The organism is Pseudomonas sp. S2_H01 (assembly GCF_054668305.1).
In genome coordinates, this window is record NZ_CP162756.1 from 253,144 (window position 1) to 268,999 (window position 15,856).

At 60.1% G+C, this 15,856-nt stretch carries 19 protein-coding genes; 5 read left to right on the top strand and 14 right to left on the bottom strand.

Going from position 1 to position 15,856, the window contains the following annotated elements:
* Positions 1-327 precede the first annotated feature (327 nt).
* The 3 genes from AB4N84_RS01175 (at position 328) to AB4N84_RS01185 (ending at position 3,224) form a co-directional block, all read left to right on the top strand.
* Positions 328-1,212: an urea transporter gene (locus AB4N84_RS01175; RefSeq protein WP_460044903.1), complete on the top strand. Its 885-nt coding sequence runs from the start codon at positions 328-330 to the stop codon at positions 1,210-1,212.
* Positions 1,213-1,257: 45 nt separating this feature from the next.
* Positions 1,258-2,115 carry an ion transporter gene (locus tag AB4N84_RS01180; RefSeq protein ID WP_460044904.1) on the top strand — a complete coding sequence of 286 codons (858 nt, stop codon included), beginning with the start codon at positions 1,258-1,260 and terminating at the stop codon, positions 2,113-2,115.
* A 110-nt stretch (positions 2,116-2,225) separates the two neighbouring features.
* The gene (locus AB4N84_RS01185; RefSeq protein WP_460044905.1) at positions 2,226-3,224 is read left to right on the top strand and encodes a sulfate ABC transporter substrate-binding protein; all 999 of its coding nucleotides are present in this window, start codon (positions 2,226-2,228) and stop codon (positions 3,222-3,224) included.
* A 370-nt stretch (positions 3,225-3,594) separates the two neighbouring features.
* On the opposite strand, the gene AB4N84_RS01190 is transcribed toward AB4N84_RS01185, so the two are convergent.
* From AB4N84_RS01190 to ccmA, 12 genes are all read right to left on the bottom strand, one after another.
* Entirely contained in the window at positions 3,595-3,921 is a 327-nt protein-coding gene (locus AB4N84_RS01190) for a hypothetical protein (protein WP_460044907.1), read from the bottom strand.
* Complete coding sequence (locus AB4N84_RS01195; RefSeq protein ID WP_460044908.1) at positions 3,922-4,515, bottom strand: hypothetical protein; 594 nt, start codon at positions 4,513-4,515, stop codon at positions 3,922-3,924.
* Between the two features lie 470 nt (positions 4,516-4,985).
* Positions 4,986-5,399: a hypothetical protein gene (locus tag AB4N84_RS01200; protein WP_460044910.1), complete on the bottom strand. Its 414-nt coding sequence runs from the start codon at positions 5,397-5,399 to the stop codon at positions 4,986-4,988.
* Positions 5,400-5,425: 26 nt separating this feature from the next.
* Positions 5,426-6,631, bottom strand: a complete 1,206-nt coding sequence (ccmI, locus tag AB4N84_RS01205; RefSeq protein ID WP_074759322.1) for a c-type cytochrome biogenesis protein CcmI — start codon at positions 6,629-6,631, stop codon at positions 5,426-5,428.
* Positions 6,628-7,080: a cytochrome c-type biogenesis protein gene (locus AB4N84_RS01210; protein WP_074759343.1), complete on the bottom strand. Its 453-nt coding sequence runs from the start codon at positions 7,078-7,080 to the stop codon at positions 6,628-6,630. The genes ccmI and AB4N84_RS01210 overlap by 4 nt, the downstream gene beginning before the upstream one ends.
* Positions 7,081-7,160: 80 nt before the next feature.
* Entirely contained in the window at positions 7,161-7,697 is a 537-nt protein-coding gene (locus AB4N84_RS01215) for a DsbE family thiol:disulfide interchange protein (protein ID WP_074759323.1), read from the bottom strand.
* Entirely contained in the window at positions 7,694-9,667 is a 1,974-nt protein-coding gene (locus AB4N84_RS01220; RefSeq protein WP_460044911.1) for a heme lyase CcmF/NrfE family subunit, read from the bottom strand. The genes AB4N84_RS01215 and AB4N84_RS01220 overlap by 4 nt, the downstream gene beginning before the upstream one ends.
* 3 nt (positions 9,668-9,670) lie before the next feature.
* Entirely contained in the window at positions 9,671-10,150 is a 480-nt protein-coding gene (gene ccmE, locus AB4N84_RS01225; RefSeq protein WP_074759325.1) for a cytochrome c maturation protein CcmE, read from the bottom strand.
* Entirely contained in the window at positions 10,147-10,323 is a 177-nt protein-coding gene (ccmD, locus tag AB4N84_RS01230) for a heme exporter protein CcmD (RefSeq protein WP_074759326.1), read from the bottom strand. The genes ccmE and ccmD overlap by 4 nt, the downstream gene beginning before the upstream one ends.
* A complete protein-coding gene (locus AB4N84_RS01235; protein WP_460044913.1) occupies positions 10,320-11,123 on the bottom strand; it encodes a heme ABC transporter permease in 804 nt (267 codons plus the stop codon). The genes ccmD and AB4N84_RS01235 overlap by 4 nt, the downstream gene beginning before the upstream one ends.
* A gap of 116 nt (positions 11,124-11,239) precedes the next feature.
* Positions 11,240-11,911, bottom strand: coding sequence for a heme exporter protein CcmB (ccmB, locus tag AB4N84_RS01240; RefSeq protein WP_074759327.1), 672 nt, complete (start codon positions 11,909-11,911; stop codon positions 11,240-11,242).
* The gene (ccmA, locus tag AB4N84_RS01245; protein WP_460044914.1) at positions 11,908-12,543 is read right to left on the bottom strand and encodes a cytochrome c biogenesis heme-transporting ATPase CcmA; all 636 of its coding nucleotides are present in this window, start codon (positions 12,541-12,543) and stop codon (positions 11,908-11,910) included. The genes ccmB and ccmA overlap by 4 nt, the downstream gene beginning before the upstream one ends.
* A 207-nt stretch (positions 12,544-12,750) precedes the next feature.
* Between ccmA and fliK the strand changes: the two genes are divergently transcribed.
* Both fliK and AB4N84_RS01255 read left to right on the top strand, forming a co-directional pair.
* Positions 12,751-14,379, top strand: a complete 1,629-nt coding sequence (gene fliK, locus AB4N84_RS01250) for a flagellar hook-length control protein FliK (RefSeq protein WP_460044915.1) — start codon at positions 12,751-12,753, stop codon at positions 14,377-14,379.
* Positions 14,379-14,696 (top strand): EscU/YscU/HrcU family type III secretion system export apparatus switch protein, encoded by a 318-nt coding sequence (locus AB4N84_RS01255; protein ID WP_460044916.1) that lies wholly within the window; start codon positions 14,379-14,381, stop codon positions 14,694-14,696. Before fliK ends, AB4N84_RS01255 begins: the two co-directional genes overlap by 1 nt.
* A 254-nt stretch (positions 14,697-14,950) precedes the next feature.
* On the opposite strand, the gene AB4N84_RS01260 is transcribed toward AB4N84_RS01255, so the two are convergent.
* Together AB4N84_RS01260 and AB4N84_RS01265 are read right to left on the bottom strand one after the other, a co-directional pair.
* Complete coding sequence (locus AB4N84_RS01260; protein ID WP_074759331.1) at positions 14,951-15,346, bottom strand: DUF2802 domain-containing protein; 396 nt, start codon at positions 15,344-15,346, stop codon at positions 14,951-14,953.
* Entirely contained in the window at positions 15,347-15,826 is a 480-nt protein-coding gene (locus tag AB4N84_RS01265) for a chemotaxis protein CheW (RefSeq protein WP_074759332.1), read from the bottom strand.
* Positions 15,827-15,856 lie beyond the last annotated feature (30 nt).

Here is a 15,856-nt window from a genome sequence, read left to right on the forward strand (position 1 = left end):
GCTCTCGCGGCATCCATGCCGCTCGACCCACTCCGCGTCGCCTGCGTTCAGCCTGCACCCAAGTCGCGTTTTTGCGGTGTCTGGGCTGCTGCGGTATGAAAATCAAAAGCAAGAGCGCGCTTTGCGGTGTTTGGGTAAACAACTCCTGTCACTGGCTGAACACAAAACCTGTGGGAGTTAGCTTGCTGACGAATGCGGTGTGTCATTCACCCGTGATGAAACTGGCTCACGCCCATCGCGAGCAAACTGTCATCCACGCATGGGACTTGCTCATGGCAACGCGCTCAGCCACTATGTATACAATAAGAACAATTATTGAATACATCCATGGAAACCCTGAACGCTGCCCCCTCCTCCCATTGCCCCGACTGGGCCGAAGCCCTGCTTAACGGCTTCAGTCAGGTGCTGCTGCAACGCAATCCCGTGTGCGGTCTGTTTTGCCTGCTCGCGATTCTGATCAGTGCGCCCTCCTCCCTCGGCGGCGCATTGCTCGGCGCGGTGGCAGGTTTGCTCACGGCTCAACGGCGCGGCTACGCCAAACCCGAACGTCAGTCCGGCGTCTACAGCTACAACGGCGTGCTGCTGGGCTTGCTGATCAGTTACCGATTCGAATGGTCCCCGCTGTTGCCATTGCTGATCATCGCCTGTGGCGGGCTCAGCGCGATGCTGATGCACGCCTGGCTGCAACGCGCGCCTCGTGCCTCCTGCCTCAAGGCGTATACAGCGCCTTTCGTGCTGTTCAGCTGGGTGCTGTTGGTGTTCGCCGCGCCGCTACCGAACGCGCCGCCCGCCGACGCCACGCTGATTCAGGCATTGCCCGCAGGTCTGGGTCAGGTGTTTCTGCTGGATCACCCACTGGCAGGCGTGCTGATCGGGATCGGTTTGCTCATCGCCAACCGTACCGCCGCGTTGTGGGCGGCGGTGGGCTGCATCAGCGGAGTCGCCTTCGCAGTGTGGCAACAGGAAAGCAATCTCGCATTGCTGGGGCTCTGCGGTTATAACCCGGCATTGGCGGCGCTGGCGTTCAGTCATGTGCGCTATAAACCCTGGCTGCCTGGCATTGCGATTGTGCTGGCGATTGTCCTGCAACCGGGGTTCTCGGGGCTGGGGCTGGCAACGCTGACCGCGCCGTTCATTCTGGCGTGCTGGCTGGTTCAGGCCGCCAGCAGGCTGTTGAAGCAATCGGCCAACGATCTGCGGTTGCGCTCCTGAGCGGTTTGTCACAGGCTCTCCCGACCTTGCACTCGGAAATGCCCCATGGACAGCAACACCGGCTGGCGCGAACAGCTACGCATCATCGTTTTTCAAACGGACACCAAGGCCGGTCGACGCTTCGACAAACTCCTGCTGCTGATCATTCTCAGCAGTCTGCTGATCGTCGTGCTCGACAGCATCGAAGCCGTGCACCGCAGTTATGCCGACGTTCTGGCGTACATCGAGTGGGGTTTCACCTTCGTGTTTCTGGTCGAGTACATCCTTCGCCTGTATTGCTCACCCAAGCCACTCAAATATGCCTTCAGCTTCTATGGCCTGATCGACCTGCTGGCCATCGTGCCCGGTATCCTCGCGATCTATTACAGCGACGCGCAGTACCTGCTGATCGTACGTATCGTGCGGATGCTGCGAATCTTCCGCGTGCTCAAGCTCAGCCCTTATCTGAAACAGGCCAATTACCTCCTGGCGGCGCTGCGCGGCAGCAAACAGAAGATCATCGTCTTTCTGGTCACGGTGTCGACGCTGGTCATCGTGTTCGGCACCTTGATGTACGTCATCGAAGGGCCGGAGCATGGCTTCACCAGCATTCCCAAAGGTATTTATTGGGCGATTGTCACGCTCACCACGGTGGGCTTCGGCGACATCGTCCCCAAGACGCCGGTGGGGCAAATACTGTCGTCGCTGGTGATGATCACCGGTTACTCAATCATCGCCGTGCCCACGGGGATATTTACTGCTGAGCTAGCCAATGCCATGCGCGGCGATCAGATTGAGCACGATTGCCCGGTGTGCGCCAAACACAGCCATGAACCTGCCGCTGCGTTTTGCTCGCGTTGCGGGAACGCGCTGTTCCCGAAAGTGGACTCGATTTCAGCCAGAGAGCCTGCGGACAAGGCATAAGCACAGACGTTTTTAATCTAGGGCCGACTGCCCGTTTTCGTTATAGTCGCGGCGATTAGCCATCGCTTTTTATATAAGAATAACTTTCTGACACGACAAAGGAATTTGCAGTGAAACAACTCTTCTCCGCTTCCCTGCTGGCCGCCGGACTGGCGTTTGGCAGTGCCGCCCACGCCGCGCCCGAATTGCTCAACGTCTCTTATGACGTGATGCGCGACTTCTACAAGGACTACAACGCCGCCTTCCGGAAGCACTGGCAAGCCGAGCACAAGGAAGACGTGACCCTGACGATGTCCTTCGGCGGTTCGAGCAAGCAGGCGCGTTCGGTCATCGATGGCCTGCCGGCTGACGTGATCACCATGAACATGGCCACTGACATCAACGCGCTGGCAGACAACGGCAAACTGGTGCCGGACAACTGGGTCACCCGCCTGCCGAACAACAGCGCGCCATTCACCTCGGCCACCGTGTTCATCGTGCGTAAAGGCAACCCAAAAGCCCTGAAAGACTGGCCGGACCTGATCAAGGATGGCGTTGAAGTGGTTGTACCGAACCCGAAAACCTCGGGTAACGGCCGCTACACCTACCTCTCGGCCTGGGGATATACCCTGAAAAACGGCGGAGATGAAGCGGCCGCGAAGACATTCGTCGGCCAGCTGTTCAGCCACGTGCCCGTGCTGGACACCGGCGGTCGCGGCGCCACCACCACGTTCATGACCAACCACATCGGCGACGTGCTGGTGACCTTCGAGAACGAAGCGGAAATGATCGCCCGCGAATTCGGCCGCGATCAGTTCGAAGTGGTGTACCCGAGCGTTTCCGCAGAGGCCGAGCCGCCGGTAAGCGTGGTCGACAAGGTCGTCGACAAAAAAGGCACCCGCGCCCTGGCCGAGGACTACCTGAAGTACCTGTGGTCGCCAGAAGGCCAGGAAATCGCCGCCAACAACTACCTGCGTCCGCGTGACCCGGCAATCCTGGCGAAATACACCGACCGCTTCCCGAAAGTCGACTTCCTCAACGTCGAGAAAACCTTCGGCGACTGGCGCACCGTCCAGAAGACCCACTTCAACGACGGTGGCGTGTTCGACGACATCTACCCGGCCAAGTAAGCCTGGGTTGGATGCAAAACGGCGACCTGAAGAGGTCGCCGTTTTTTTTCGTAGTCACGGGCCTTTATGGATCGCATAGAAACGCCAGACACCCTGTGGGAGCAGTCGGAGGTTACGAGGGTCTGGGCCGCACTCGGACGAATGCGGTGGGTCAGCACACATTCATTTCACTGACCCACCGCGTTCGCTGCCGTCGTAACCTCCGACGTCTCCCACTGGAAATCTCATCTGCCCACACATCGCGCAAGGCCTTGTACCGCATGGGGATTGATTATTCCCATGCTCTGCGTCCGTCTTTCTTTGACGCAGAGCGTCAATCAACGCGTGACCACGCGGAGCGTGGGAACGATCAAAAACGAGGTATCCACGATCACAATCCTAACGACGCTTCCTGCATTTTGGTTCGATACCCCAAAATAATACTTCTTGAACACGTCAAATAGACATCTGTGTGGTCATTCAGGATTCCGATAACTTTCTTCAAATAAGCTTTGGTCAGTTGCCCTATTTGGCTGCCAAATGTCGTCGGCATTGGAACAAAATGCATAATGGAGGTACAACGATGCATTTTTTCCAGCATCTCCATCAGAACCTTCACTACTGACTCATTAATATCCCAAGTTCTTGCCTGCGGACCATACCATTTCACCAATACTTCTTTTAGAACGCGCTCATCAGAATGATCCATTAACAGCATCTATAATCTCCGTTTTATGCTACTTACAATCTGTAACGCCATGTCATCAGCTCCAAAGACCGTGATCAACTCTACGCTATCGCCGTCCATGACAATTATTCTATGAAAACCCCCTTTATCCTCCGCCCTGTGAAAGATAACCTCTACGTCATTAATCCTAAAAAACTTAACTTTTGAGGTGCAATCCAACTCTGCGAGCGTTCGCTGCAACTTAAGTTCTTGGCTGTCCCATGAGCGTATCGAAGTTGGAGCTCCGTAGATAAGGCGATAATATTCAGACACCTTGGTCAGTTCAGGCACCAGCCTTTCCAGAGTTCCTTCCATCTCACGCGTGCCGATGTGGCTCATACCCACATTTTTTTTATCAGGGTAGACAGCGATAAAGCCATTCGTACTCAAAAAAGCGACTGGTTTGGAAGGTAAACTCAATTGAAACTTTGAAAAATATACCGGCAGGTAATCACCCTCTTTGTAGGGCAATGCTTCGAACGTTGGTGGCTTGTAAGCACATTGATCGCTCGCTAGCGCGACACTGGTAAATACCAGCAACGCAAGTCCTAGCCAGGCCCTCATCAAAAATCCTTCAACCGTCATATCCTCGACCGCCGCATATTATTCAGACAGCCGAGGATATTTCTACAGAAAGCCTTCTATGTAAACCGATAATGCGTAGGAAGTTACTGAAGCTTCTGTAGCCTCTTTCGAAAGCTGCATGCCCCCGAACCATGCGATCTTTATGGCGCCGCAGAACACGGAAACGACAAATCAACCTGTAGCAGTCGGAGGTTACGACGGCCGGGAATGCGGTGGTTAGCACACATTCATTTCACTGACCCACCGAGTTCGCTGCCGTCGTAACCTCCGACGTCTCCCACTGGAAATCTCATCTGTCCACACTTCGCGCAAGGCCTTGTACCGCATGGGGATTGATCGTTCCCATGCTCTGCGTCCGTTTTTCTTTGACGCAGAGCGTCAATCAACGCGTGACCACGCGGAGCGTGGGAACGATCAACTGCTCTTACACGTAAACCAGCAAGACACGTCTGGCATCAGCCAGACGCTCTTCAATTCCCGAATTGCTTACTCAACCCCGGTGGCACGCCGCTGGAATCGGTCTCCTGCCAAGGGCCGCTTGGGGAGGTGGACCACGTCCAGCCGTTGTTCCAGCGGTAGTACGTGCGCTGACGGTAAAAGGTGTTCGGCACGTTATCCAGCACATGCACGCCCAGCCGGGCATCCCAATGGCTGTTGCCGCCTGGCGGTGGCGCGAAGTGAGCGGAGGTTTTGGGGCCCGAAGGAATCGGCATTGACGGCGGCGTCTGTGGCGTCGTGCGCGGGGTTCCCGGCTGAGGCGTCGGTGACGGCCCCGGGATGGTCGGAATCGGCTCTGAACTCTGTGGGCCAGGGCGCTGGACCGCACACGCGGCGCTCAGCGCCACCACCACACTCAACAAGGCAAATCGTGCGACGCGATACATAAGCGAAGGCTCTCTACGGATCAGGGTTACTGATCGGGGCTGTCAATGGTCAAGGCCTGTCGGGCAGTCACGTTACTGGGCAACGGTTGACTGCGACCGATCCACTCACCGGCGGTGGGCTGGCCTGCACGGGATACCCGGGCAACGAGTTGGACTTCCGGAAAGTTCGACAGTTTCAGCTGCGGCATCATCGCGTCAGCATCCGTCAGTTCAACGTCCACCGGCAGGTCAGCCACGGTCACGCGCTTGACTGCCAACGGCGCAGGCGGACCGGACACGGCGCGGGCGAAGATGAAGACCGTGTCGCCCGGCTCCACCTTGCCTCTGAGCGCATCGGACAGCGTGACGTGAACCTTGAGCCGCGCACCTTGAGCGGCGACCGGTGGCGTGTCCTCTACGGTGCCGCCGTTCTGCACCAACTTGTCACTGGCGCGCGCAATGCCACCTTCCAGCGCCGAACGCGAGGGATCGTTGGGCGGCAGCACAGCCAGCAGGCGCTTCCAGTAATCCACCGCCTCCTGATACCGCTGCCCTTCGAAGGCATTGATGCCCTTCAGACCCAGGCTGGTGACTTCTTTGGGATCAAGCTTCAACGCCTCGTCGGACAGCGCCTGAACCTGAGGCGTCCAGGTTTTGTTGCTGGCGAAGTACAGGGACTGTGCCCACTGCCCAAGCAACTCGGGTTGACGCCCTGCCAGCCCCACCGCGCGCTCGAACATGCTCGCCGCGTCGGCCGGCCGGTCTTGCGCCATGTACGTACGGGCAAGGAAGTAAATGCTCTCGGCCGAATCCGGCTGGGCCTTGACCGCACGCTCCAGACGATTGGTCATTTGCGCCAGCGAGCCCGGAGGCTGCGCGAACTCACGTGACAGCTCGACCTTGTCGCTCGCACCAAAATGCAGGTACAGCCCCAGCCCCAGCACGGGCACCAGCACCGCGACCAGCAACGGCAGCGGCTTGCCCAGGCGCGAGACACGCTCGGGCGCGGCGCCTTCGGTGTCGGCCAGCAACTCACGGGCGGCTTCAGCCCGACCGCTGTCCAGTTGCGCGGGCGACAAGACCCCTTCAGCCTGCTGTGCTTGCAGTTCGGCCAGACGTTCCTGATACAAGGCGACGTTAAGGGCGGTGCGATCTTCTTCGCTTTGAGCGCGACGGCCGCGCACCAGGGGAATCAGCAGAAAACTCAGGGCCACCAGCAACAGCAGGCCGGCCGCTAGCCAGAAATCGATCATTCGTGGTTTTTATCCAACAGGTGGGCGAGGCGCTGACGCTCCTCGTCGGAAAGCACATCGGCGTCTTCACTGCGCTGGCCGCGACGACGCACAACGATCACGCCAATCAGCAGCACACCGCCCAACAACAGCCCGGCAGGACCGAACCACAGCAGCCAGGTGTGCGCGTTCAGCTCAGGCTTGTAACGTACGAACTCGCCGTAACGGTCGACCATGAAGTCGATGATCTGCTGATTACTCTGGCCTTCGCCAAGCATGCGATAGATCTCTTTACGCAGGTCAGCAGCAATGGGCGCGTTGGAATCGGCGATGTCCTGGTTCTGGCATTTCGGGCAACGCAGTTCACGCGTCAACTCGGTGTAACGGGCGCGTTCGGCTTCGTCTTTGAAGGTGTAGGCGTCGATGGCGGCTTGAGCAATGCTCGCACTTGCCAGCATCAGCAAAACCATCGCAAACAAGCGCCGCCCAACCTGTGGGAGCGAGCTCGCTCGCGAAGAGGCCCGCGCTGTCACTGCATCTTCAAGAGGCCTCATTGCTTGTCCTCGTCGACCAGCCCTTGATACAGACCGGCGAGTTTTTCCCGCCAGACCGTCTCATCGATCACGCCCACATGCTTGTAACGGATGATGCCCTTGCGGTCGATCAGGAAGGTTTCCGGCGCACCGTACACCCCAAGATTAAGGCCCAGGCTGCCGGCCTCATCGTTGATGTTCAGTTGATACGGGTCGTGAAAGTCCTTGAGCCACTTCAAGGCGTCGGCGTTGACGTCCTTGTAATTGACGCCGTAGATCACCACGCCTTGCTGGGCCAGTTTGGTCAGCACCGGGTGCTCGACCCGGCAGGCGATGCACCACGTGCCCCACACGTTGACCAGCGCCGGCTTGCCCAGCAGGTTCTCCCGCGTCAGCGGTTTGCCATCCTGCACGGCCGGCAGGGAAAACGCCGGGAATGGCTTGTCGATCAGCGCCGACGGCAGCTCCGACGGGTCCAGATAGAGGCCTCTGTAGAGAAACACTGCCATGCCCAGAAACAGCACCAGCGGAATCAATAACACCCAACGCTTCATACCGCCGCCCCCGACAACCCCAGTGCATCACGCACTTTCGCTCTGACCTTGACCCGATAGCGCTTGTCCAGCGCTGCCAGCAATCCGCCCAGCGCGGTGATCAAGCCACCGAACCAGATCCAGCGCACGAAAGGTTTGACGTGAACGCGCACGGCCCACGCGCCATTGTCCAGCGGCTCGCCCAGCGCAACGTACAGATCGCGGGTGAAACCGGCGTCGATACCGGCCTCGGTCATCATCGAGCGCTGAACGGTGTACAAGCGTTTTTCCGGGTGAAGCACGGTGACTTCCTTACCTTTTTCCAGCACACGAATGGTGCCTTTGTCGGAGGTGAAGTTGGGGCCTTGAACGTGTTTGGCGCCATCGAACACGAACATATAGCCGCCCAGTTCGACCGACTCGCCAGGGGCCAGACGCAGGTCGCGTTCGGCGCTGTTCTGGCTCGACAGCACCACGCCCAGTGCAACCACCGCGATGCCTATGTGTGCGACTTGCATGCCCCAATAACTGCGGGTCAGGGAGCGCATGCCCTTGAGCAAACCTTTGTGGCGGGTCTTGTCCAGCAGATCACGCACCCCGGCCAGCAGCACCCAGGCGGCGAGCAGGCAGGTGGCGAGCACCGCCCAGTGGAAATCGGCCATGGCAAAACCGGCGATCACCGCCAATACCGCACTGCCGATCAGCACCGGCGCGAGCATGCTCAGCAACCACTTGATCGGCGTGTCTTTCCAGCGTACCAGCACGCCCACGGCCATTACCGCCATGAGCAGCCCCATCAGCGGCACGAACAGCGCGTTGAAGTACGGCGGGCCGACCGACATCTTCGCCCCGCTCAATGCATCCAGTGCCAGCGGATAAAGCGTGCCAAGCAGGATCATCGACGCTGCGACCACCAACACCAGGTTATTGCCCAGCAGCAAGGTTTCCCGCGACCAGAGACCGAAACCCACGTGGCTTTTCACCACCGGCGCGCGGATGGCGAACAGCGTCAACGAGCCGCCGACGACCATCAACAGAAAGATCAGGATGAACACGCCGCGTGCAGGATCGGACGCAAAGGCGTGGACCGATGTCAGCACGCCGGAACGCACGAGGAACGTCCCCAGCAGGCTTAACGAAAAGGCGGCGATGGCCAGCAGCACGGTCCAGCTTTTGAACACGCCGCGTTTTTCCGTCACGGCCAGCGAGTGAATCAGCGCCGTGCCGACCAGCCAGGGCATGAACGAGGCGTTTTCCACCGGGTCCCAGAACCACCAGCCGCCCCAGCCCAGCTCGTAATACGCCCACCACGAGCCCAACGTAATGCCAATGCCCAGGAACGCCCAGGCGACGATGGTCCAGGGGCGCGACCAGCGTGCCCATGCCGCATCGAGACGTCCACCGAGCAAGGCCGCGATGGCGAAGGCGAAGGCGACCGAGAAGCCCACGTACCCCATGTACAGCATCGGCGGGTGAACGATCAGGCCGATGTCCTGCAGCAACGGGTTGAGGTCGCGACCGTCCTGCGGGATCTGTGGCAGAAGACGGCTGAACGGGTTGGAGGTGAGGATCAGGAACAGCAGGAAGCCGACGCTGATCATGCCCATGACCGCCAGCACCCGCGCCAGCATGACTTGCGGCAATTGACGCGAGAACACTGACACCGCGAAGGTCCAGCCGCCCAGGATCAAGGCCCAGAGCAGCAACGACCCTTCGTGCGCGCCCCAGACGGCGCTGAACTTGTAGTACCACGGCAAGGCGCTGTTGGAGTTCTCGGCGATGTAGGTCACCGAAAAGTCGTCGACCATGAACGAGTAGGTGAGGCACCCGAACGAAAACAGCAGGAAGGCGAACTGGCCCCAGGCCGCTGGCTGGGCGAGGCCCATCCACAGCCGATCACCGCGCCAGGCGCCGAACAACGGGACGATGGCCTGCACGACGGCAAAGCACAACGCCAGGATCATGGCCAGATGGCCGAGTTCGGGAATCATGGTTTACCCCTGCTTTTCCGGGAGAGCGCCTGGCTGGGCCGCCGCGCCGGGTGCTGACTGGCCGCTGTCCTTCAAGGCCTTGGTGACCTCAGGCGGCATGTATTTTTCATCGTGTTTGGCAAGCACTTCATCGGCGACGACCACGCCGTCGGCATTGAGCTTGCCCAACGCAACGATGCCCTGCCCTTCGCGGAACAGGTCCGGGAGGATGCCGCGGTAGGTAATGGTCACCGACTTGTTGAAATCGGTCACGACGAAGGTCACGTCCAGCGAATCGGCGGAGCGTTGCAGCGAGCCCTTTTCGACCATGCCACCGGCGCGAATGCGGGTGTCATGGGGCGCTTCGCCAGTGGCAATCTGGGTCGGGGTGTAGAACAGGTTGATGTTCTCTTGCAGGGCGCTGAGCGCCAGCGTCACGGCGATGCCGACCCCGGCGAGAATCGCCACGATGATCAACAGTCGCTTTTTTCTCAGCGGATTCACGTGTTGCTCTCCCGGCGCAAACGGCGCGCCTCTTGTTGCAGGTAACGCCGACGCGCCAACAGCGGTGACGCGACGTTGATCGCCAGTACGGTGAAGCAGATGCCATAGGCGGTCCAGACGAACAGCCCGTGTTTGCCCATGGCGAGAAAATCGCCGAACGATTCAAAACTCACTGCCCGGCTCCTTGTCGAGGGGATTGCCCGAGGCGCTTCAAGACTTCTTCCTTGACCCAGGTGGCGCGGGACTCGCGCTTGAGCACTTCCAGACGCATCCGCGCCAGCAGCACTGCACCAAAGAAGCAATAAAACCCCAGCACGGTGAACAGCAGCGGCAGCCACATCTCAGCCGGCATCGCCGGTTTTTCGGTCAGGCTGAAGGTCGCCCCCTGATGCAGGGTGTTCCACCACTCCACGGAGTACTTGATGATCGGGATGTTGATCACGCCCACGATCGCGAGCACCGCGCAGGCCTTGGCGGCGCTGTCACGATTACTGATCGCGTTGCCCAGCGCAATCAGACCGAAGTACAGGAACAGCAGAATCAGCATGGAGGTCAGTCGGGCATCCCAGACCCACCACGAACCCCAGGTCGGTTTCCCCCAGATGGCGCCGGTGACCAGCGCCAAGGCCGTCATCCAGGCGCCGATGGGCGCGGCGCACTGCAGCGCGACATCGGCCATCTTCATCTTCCACACCAGACCGACCACGCCACACACGGCCAGCATCACGTAGCAGGATTGCGCGAGCATCGCGGACGGCACGTGGATATAAATGATGCGAAAGCTGTTGCCTTGCTGGTAATCCGGCGGCGCGAACGCCAGGCCCCAGACCACGCCGATGCCGATCAGCAACGCGGCGGCAATGCTCAGCCATGGCAGCAGGCGGCCGCTGATGCCGTAGAACCATTTCGGCGAGCCCAGTTTGTGGAACCAGGCCCAACTGATACCGCCTTTAGCCTTGGCGCTTGTGTTCATCACGCTGCCTTTTCATCACGGTGCTTTTCATAGTCTGGTTCTGTTCTGGCGCTTCTATTGAGTGAAGCGTCCTGTGGTTCTGAAGATTAAAACTTGTCCGATCGGTCAGAACCTGATTATTCGCCAACGCTGATTTTCAGGCCAGCGGCAATTGCAAAAGGTGTCAGGGTTATAGCCAGTGCGGTCAGGCTGCCAAGCCAAAGCAGATAGCCGGTCGCAGGCATGCCCTGAAGTGCAGCCTGCAACGCGCCGCTGCCCAGAATCAACACCGGGATGTACAGCGGCAGAATCAATAACGCCAGCAGCAAACCGCCGCGCTTGAGGCCCACCGTCAACGCGGCACCCACCGCCCCCAGCAGGCTCAGAACCGGCGTGCCCAGCAACAGCGATAACAGCAGCACCGGCAGGCACGCGGTCGGCAGTCCCAGCATCAGTGCCAGCAGCGGTGCCAGCAGCACCAGCGCCAGACCGGAGAACATCCAGTGCGCCAGGACCTTGGCCAGCACCAGCAAAGACAGAGGGTGCGACGAAAGCACCCACTGTTCAAGTGAACCATCTTCAAAGTCGCTGCGAAACAGGCCATCCAGCGACAACAGCACCGACAACAAGGCGGCCACCCAGACCAGCCCCGGTGACAGGGTCTGCAACAATTGCGCTTCTGGCCCAACGGCCAGGGGAAACAACGCGATGACGATCGCGAAGAACACCAACGGGTTGAGCAGTTCGGCAGGACGGCGAAACAGCAGGCGGGTTTCGCGGGCGATCAGCAAGGTGAACACATGACTCATACGGCCCACTGCCCCAGGTCCAGATCGCGGTAACCGGCCGGTGTGCGGCTCAGCGTGTGGTGGGTGGTCAGCACCACGGTGCCGCCGTTTTCGCAGTGATCGGCCAGATGCGCTTCAAGTTGCGCCACGCCTTGTTTGTCCAGCGCGGTAAAGGGCTCATCGAGCATCCACAGCGCCGGCCCTGGCAAATACAGGCGGGCCAACGCGACACGGCGTTTCTGTCCAGCCGATAACGTATGGCACGGGACATCTTCGAAACCGCGCAGTCCAACCGCGTCAAGGGCGTGCCAGATGGCATCGGATTCGACAGTGTGGTGCAAGGCGCACAGCCAGGTGAGGTTTTCAACCGGGGTCAACAGTTCCTTGATACCGGCGGCATGGCCGATCCACAACAGGTTGCGGGCGAGTTCGCTGCGATGCTGCGACAGAGGTTTACCGTCGAGCAATACATCGCCGGCCGTGGGCTGCATCAAGCCGCTCAACAGGCGCAACAAGCTGGTCTTGCCGCTGCCGTTCGGGCCGCTGATCTGCACCATGTCACCCGCCGCCAGCCGCAGGTCGAGCTTCTCGAACAGCAGGCGCCAGTCACGCTCGCAAGCAAGCGACACGGCTTCAAGAACAGGGATCGACATGGGGACCTTCTTTTCGGATAGCAGGTGTGCACGGCGGTTCAAGTCAACGTTGTGACGGCCGTTATACTGATGCAGCTTAACGGTAGCCCGCCGATGACGTCGGCGCAGGATTATACATAGATAGGCGCTGTTGCCGTGCGCAGGCTGACACGGCGATAGCTTCCAGGACTGGCGGCCCAGAGCGCACCTTTACCGAGTCGGGATCTGATGACAGGCGACATACCCAATCTTTCTCCAGTAGCGGCGGCCACCGCCTTGTTACGCGCAGGCGTTCCGCCGGGCGAAGTGCTCAAGCTCATGGAGCCACGCGCGGGCCTGCTGAATTCCGGTCAGGTCGCGAACGCCGAAGTGGTCAGCCTCAAGCAACTTGGCCAGGATTTTCAGCTGCTGCTCAAACTGACCATGAACAATGGCCAGCAAACCACCCTGCCCGTCAGCAGCACCCTTCCGCTGACGCCCGGCACCAACGTCAACGTTGCCCAGGGTTCGGCCGATACCCTGACGATCAGCGTGCAGGATCTGCAGAAAGCGATCGCCAACAGCCTGACCAGCATCGACACCCGCCAACTGCCTGCGGGCACGCTGCTGCAAGGCAAGGTGCTGACAACGCAAGTCATGGCCCAGAACGTCGCGCAACTGGCAGGGCAACCCGCAGGCAGCACCGCAACGCCGACCGCGAACTACCGCTCCATTGTCATGCTGCTGAATACCGCGCTGGCGGGCAGCAGCCTGACCGTTGATAGCCCACAGCCTTTGCGCGTGGGCAGTTTGCTCAGCGCGCAGGTTCAGAACAGCCAGGCGCTGAACTTCATCGCCATGCCCAATCGACTGGACGAGCTGGCGCTGGCCCAGCAACTGTCGACCCAACAAAGCCGGCAAGGCTCGTTGCAGAGCCTGCTGACCGCCCTGCAAAACCTGCCGCCTGCCGCAACGAACAGCCAGGACAATCTGCCACCGTCTTTGCGCAGCAGCATTGACCAGTTGCTCGCAGACCTGCCGGATGTGCAACAACTGACCACCGCCAAAGGTGTGGCGCAGGCGCTGAACGCCAGTGGCCTGTTCATGGAGTCGCGCCTGCTGGCAGGGGAAAACCCGACCCTGGTGCCAGACCTCAAAGCGAATCTGCTGCGGGTCATTGCCCAAATCCTTCCGGGTTTGCCGGGCAACGTCAGTTACGACGGCGCCGCGGCCGCCAATACCCTCGCCCGGGCGATGCCCAGCGTGATTCGCAATGCCCTGGGCACGCTGGGACTGGTCGCTGCGCCGAACGTGCCGATCAACTTTCCATTACCGGCACGCACGCTGGGCAGCCCGGACAGCAAGGACGATCTGGAAACCCTGCTCAAACTGGCTGCAGGCGCTATTTCGCGCCTGCAAAGCCATCAGCTGGGCGGACTGGAACAGACCCGCACCAACGCCGATGGCACTCAGGTCACGACCTGGCAGCTGGAAATCCCCATGCGCAACGCCCACGACATTGTGCCGCTGCAGGTCAGGGTTCAGCGCGAAGACACCCCGGAGCGTGAAGACGCGCCTGAGACGGCGGCACAGGACGTCAGGGAAAAGGAAAAGCTCTGGCGCGTCGAACTGGCCTTCGATCTGGAACCGCTGGGCCCGTTGCAGGTGCAGGCACAGCTCATCGCGGGCAACCTGTCCAGTCAGCTGTGGGCGGAACGCGAGGGCAGCGCGGCGTTGATTTCCGGCGAGCTGGACAACCTGCGCGCCCGTCTGGTGGCGGTCGGCCTGAACGTCAAGGAACTGGAGTGCAACCGTGGTACACCGACCCATGGGCCGCGCACGGTGCTGGAACAACGTTGGATCGACGAGAACGCCTGATGAACACCGACCAGAATCCGCGGCAGGCGATTGCCCTGAGCTACGACGGCCAGCAAGCCCCTACCCTCACGGCCAAGGGCGACGACGCCTTGGCCGAAGCGATCCTGGCCATCGCCCGCGAGTACAACGTCCCGATCTACGAAAACGCCGAACTGGTGAAAATGCTCGCGCGCCTGGAACTGGGCGACAGCATTCCCAAAGAGCTGTACCTGACCATCGCCGAAATCATCGCGTTTGCCTGGCACCTGAAGGGCAAGTTTCCGGTGGGGTTTGATCAGGATCCGCAGCCGGTTGAGCGGGATATTACGCCGCGTTGATAGGTGCTATCCCGATGCGAAGGCGTTGTATCTGATCCACCGCTTTCGCGGCCGTCGTAACCTCCGACTGCTCCTACACGTCCGGGGCGAAGCCTGGATAGGCGTTGGCTTTTGATCTTGTTGCGAGAAATGTCAGGCGCCGAAGAACGCCACGTGGGTGCAGGCCGAACGCAGGCGATGCGCAGTGGCATCCGTTACCGAAGAAACGGATATACACACCGTGCCCAACAACGGCAGAACCAACAACCCCGCTATCAATTATTCCCGTGCAACTTGCTCATCAACTGCGCCTCGGCCTGGGTCAGACCGCAGGACTGGGTGAGTTCGTCGACGCTGGCGCCCATGCTGACCAGGCGTGCGGCCTGGGCAAACGACAGGGTGGAAGGGTCGCGCTGTTCGAGCGCGGTGATCTTGTCCGGCAGCGGCGCGACGATGGAGCGCAGTTCGTGCAGATCTTCGCCCATCTTCACCGTACCGCCCTGGTAGTTCTCCAGGCGCCGGGCCAGTTCGCGGATGCGCTGATCACGCAGCGAGTCGGCTTCGACCTGCTGCGTGGCCAGTGTACGTAGGCGCTTGGTGTGGGCCATGAACATCGCAACCGTCGCGACCCACAACACCGCCAGAAAAATGACCGCAACCTCAAGAATCAATCAGATGTTCTCCAGCTCGGACCACTCTTCCTCGGACATCATTTTGTCCAGCTCCACGAGGATCAGCAGCTCGCCGTTCTTGTTGCAGACGCCCTGGATGAATTTCGCGGATTCGTCGTTGCCCACGTTCGGCGCGGTTTCGACTTCCGACTGACGCAGGTAAACCACTTCAGCGACGCTGTCGACCAGGATCCCGACCACTTGCTTATCGGCCTCGATGATCACAATACGCGTGTTGTCGCTGACTTCAACCGGCGACAGGCCGAAGCGCTGGCGGGTGTCGATCACGGTGACCACATTGCCACGCAGGTTGATGATGCCCAGCACGTAGCTTGGCGCACCCGGCACTGGCGCGATCTCGGTGTAGCGCAGCACTTCCTGAACCTGCATCACGTTGATGCCGTACGTTTCGTTGTCCAGGCGGAAGGTGACCCACTGCAGAATCGGATCTTCGGAACCCTGTGCTGACGACTTCTTCATACCCCTAACCCCTTGCGTATTGTGCTGTGC

Bases quoted from the DNA above. Each gene is read 5' to 3' on its own strand.
- AB4N84_RS01265 (WP_074759332.1), bottom strand. From the start codon at position 15,826: ATGAAGAAGTCGTCAGCACAGGGTTCCGAAGATCCGATTCTGCAGTGG.
- AB4N84_RS01235 (WP_460044913.1), bottom strand. From the start codon at position 11,123: ATGAACACAAGCGCCAAGGCTAAAGGCGGTATCAGTTGGGCCTGGTTC.
- AB4N84_RS01195 (WP_460044908.1), bottom strand. From the start codon at position 4,515: ATGACGGTTGAAGGATTTTTGATGAGGGCCTGGCTAGGACTTGCGTTG.
- fliK (WP_460044915.1), top strand. From the start codon at position 12,751: ATGACAGGCGACATACCCAATCTTTCTCCAGTAGCGGCGGCCACCGCC.
- AB4N84_RS01220 (WP_460044911.1), bottom strand. From the start codon at position 9,667: ATGATTCCCGAACTCGGCCATCTGGCCATGATCCTGGCGTTGTGCTTT.
- ccmB (WP_074759327.1), bottom strand. From the start codon at position 11,911: ATGAGTCATGTGTTCACCTTGCTGATCGCCCGCGAAACCCGCCTGCTG.
- AB4N84_RS01215 (WP_074759323.1), bottom strand. From the start codon at position 7,697: ATGAAGCGTTGGGTGTTATTGATTCCGCTGGTGCTGTTTCTGGGCATG.
- ccmA (WP_460044914.1), bottom strand. From the start codon at position 12,543: ATGTCGATCCCTGTTCTTGAAGCCGTGTCGCTTGCTTGCGAGCGTGAC.
- AB4N84_RS01190 (WP_460044907.1), bottom strand. From the start codon at position 3,921: ATGCTGTTAATGGATCATTCTGATGAGCGCGTTCTAAAAGAAGTATTG.
- AB4N84_RS01255 (WP_460044916.1), top strand. From the start codon at position 14,379: ATGAACACCGACCAGAATCCGCGGCAGGCGATTGCCCTGAGCTACGAC.
- AB4N84_RS01210 (WP_074759343.1), bottom strand. From the start codon at position 7,080: ATGGTTTTGCTGATGCTGGCAAGTGCGAGCATTGCTCAAGCCGCCATC.
- ccmI (WP_074759322.1), bottom strand. From the start codon at position 6,631: ATGATCGATTTCTGGCTAGCGGCCGGCCTGCTGTTGCTGGTGGCCCTG.
- AB4N84_RS01175 (WP_460044903.1), top strand. From the start codon at position 328: ATGGAAACCCTGAACGCTGCCCCCTCCTCCCATTGCCCCGACTGGGCC.
- AB4N84_RS01180 (WP_460044904.1), top strand. From the start codon at position 1,258: ATGGACAGCAACACCGGCTGGCGCGAACAGCTACGCATCATCGTTTTT.
- AB4N84_RS01200 (WP_460044910.1), bottom strand. From the start codon at position 5,399: ATGTATCGCGTCGCACGATTTGCCTTGTTGAGTGTGGTGGTGGCGCTG.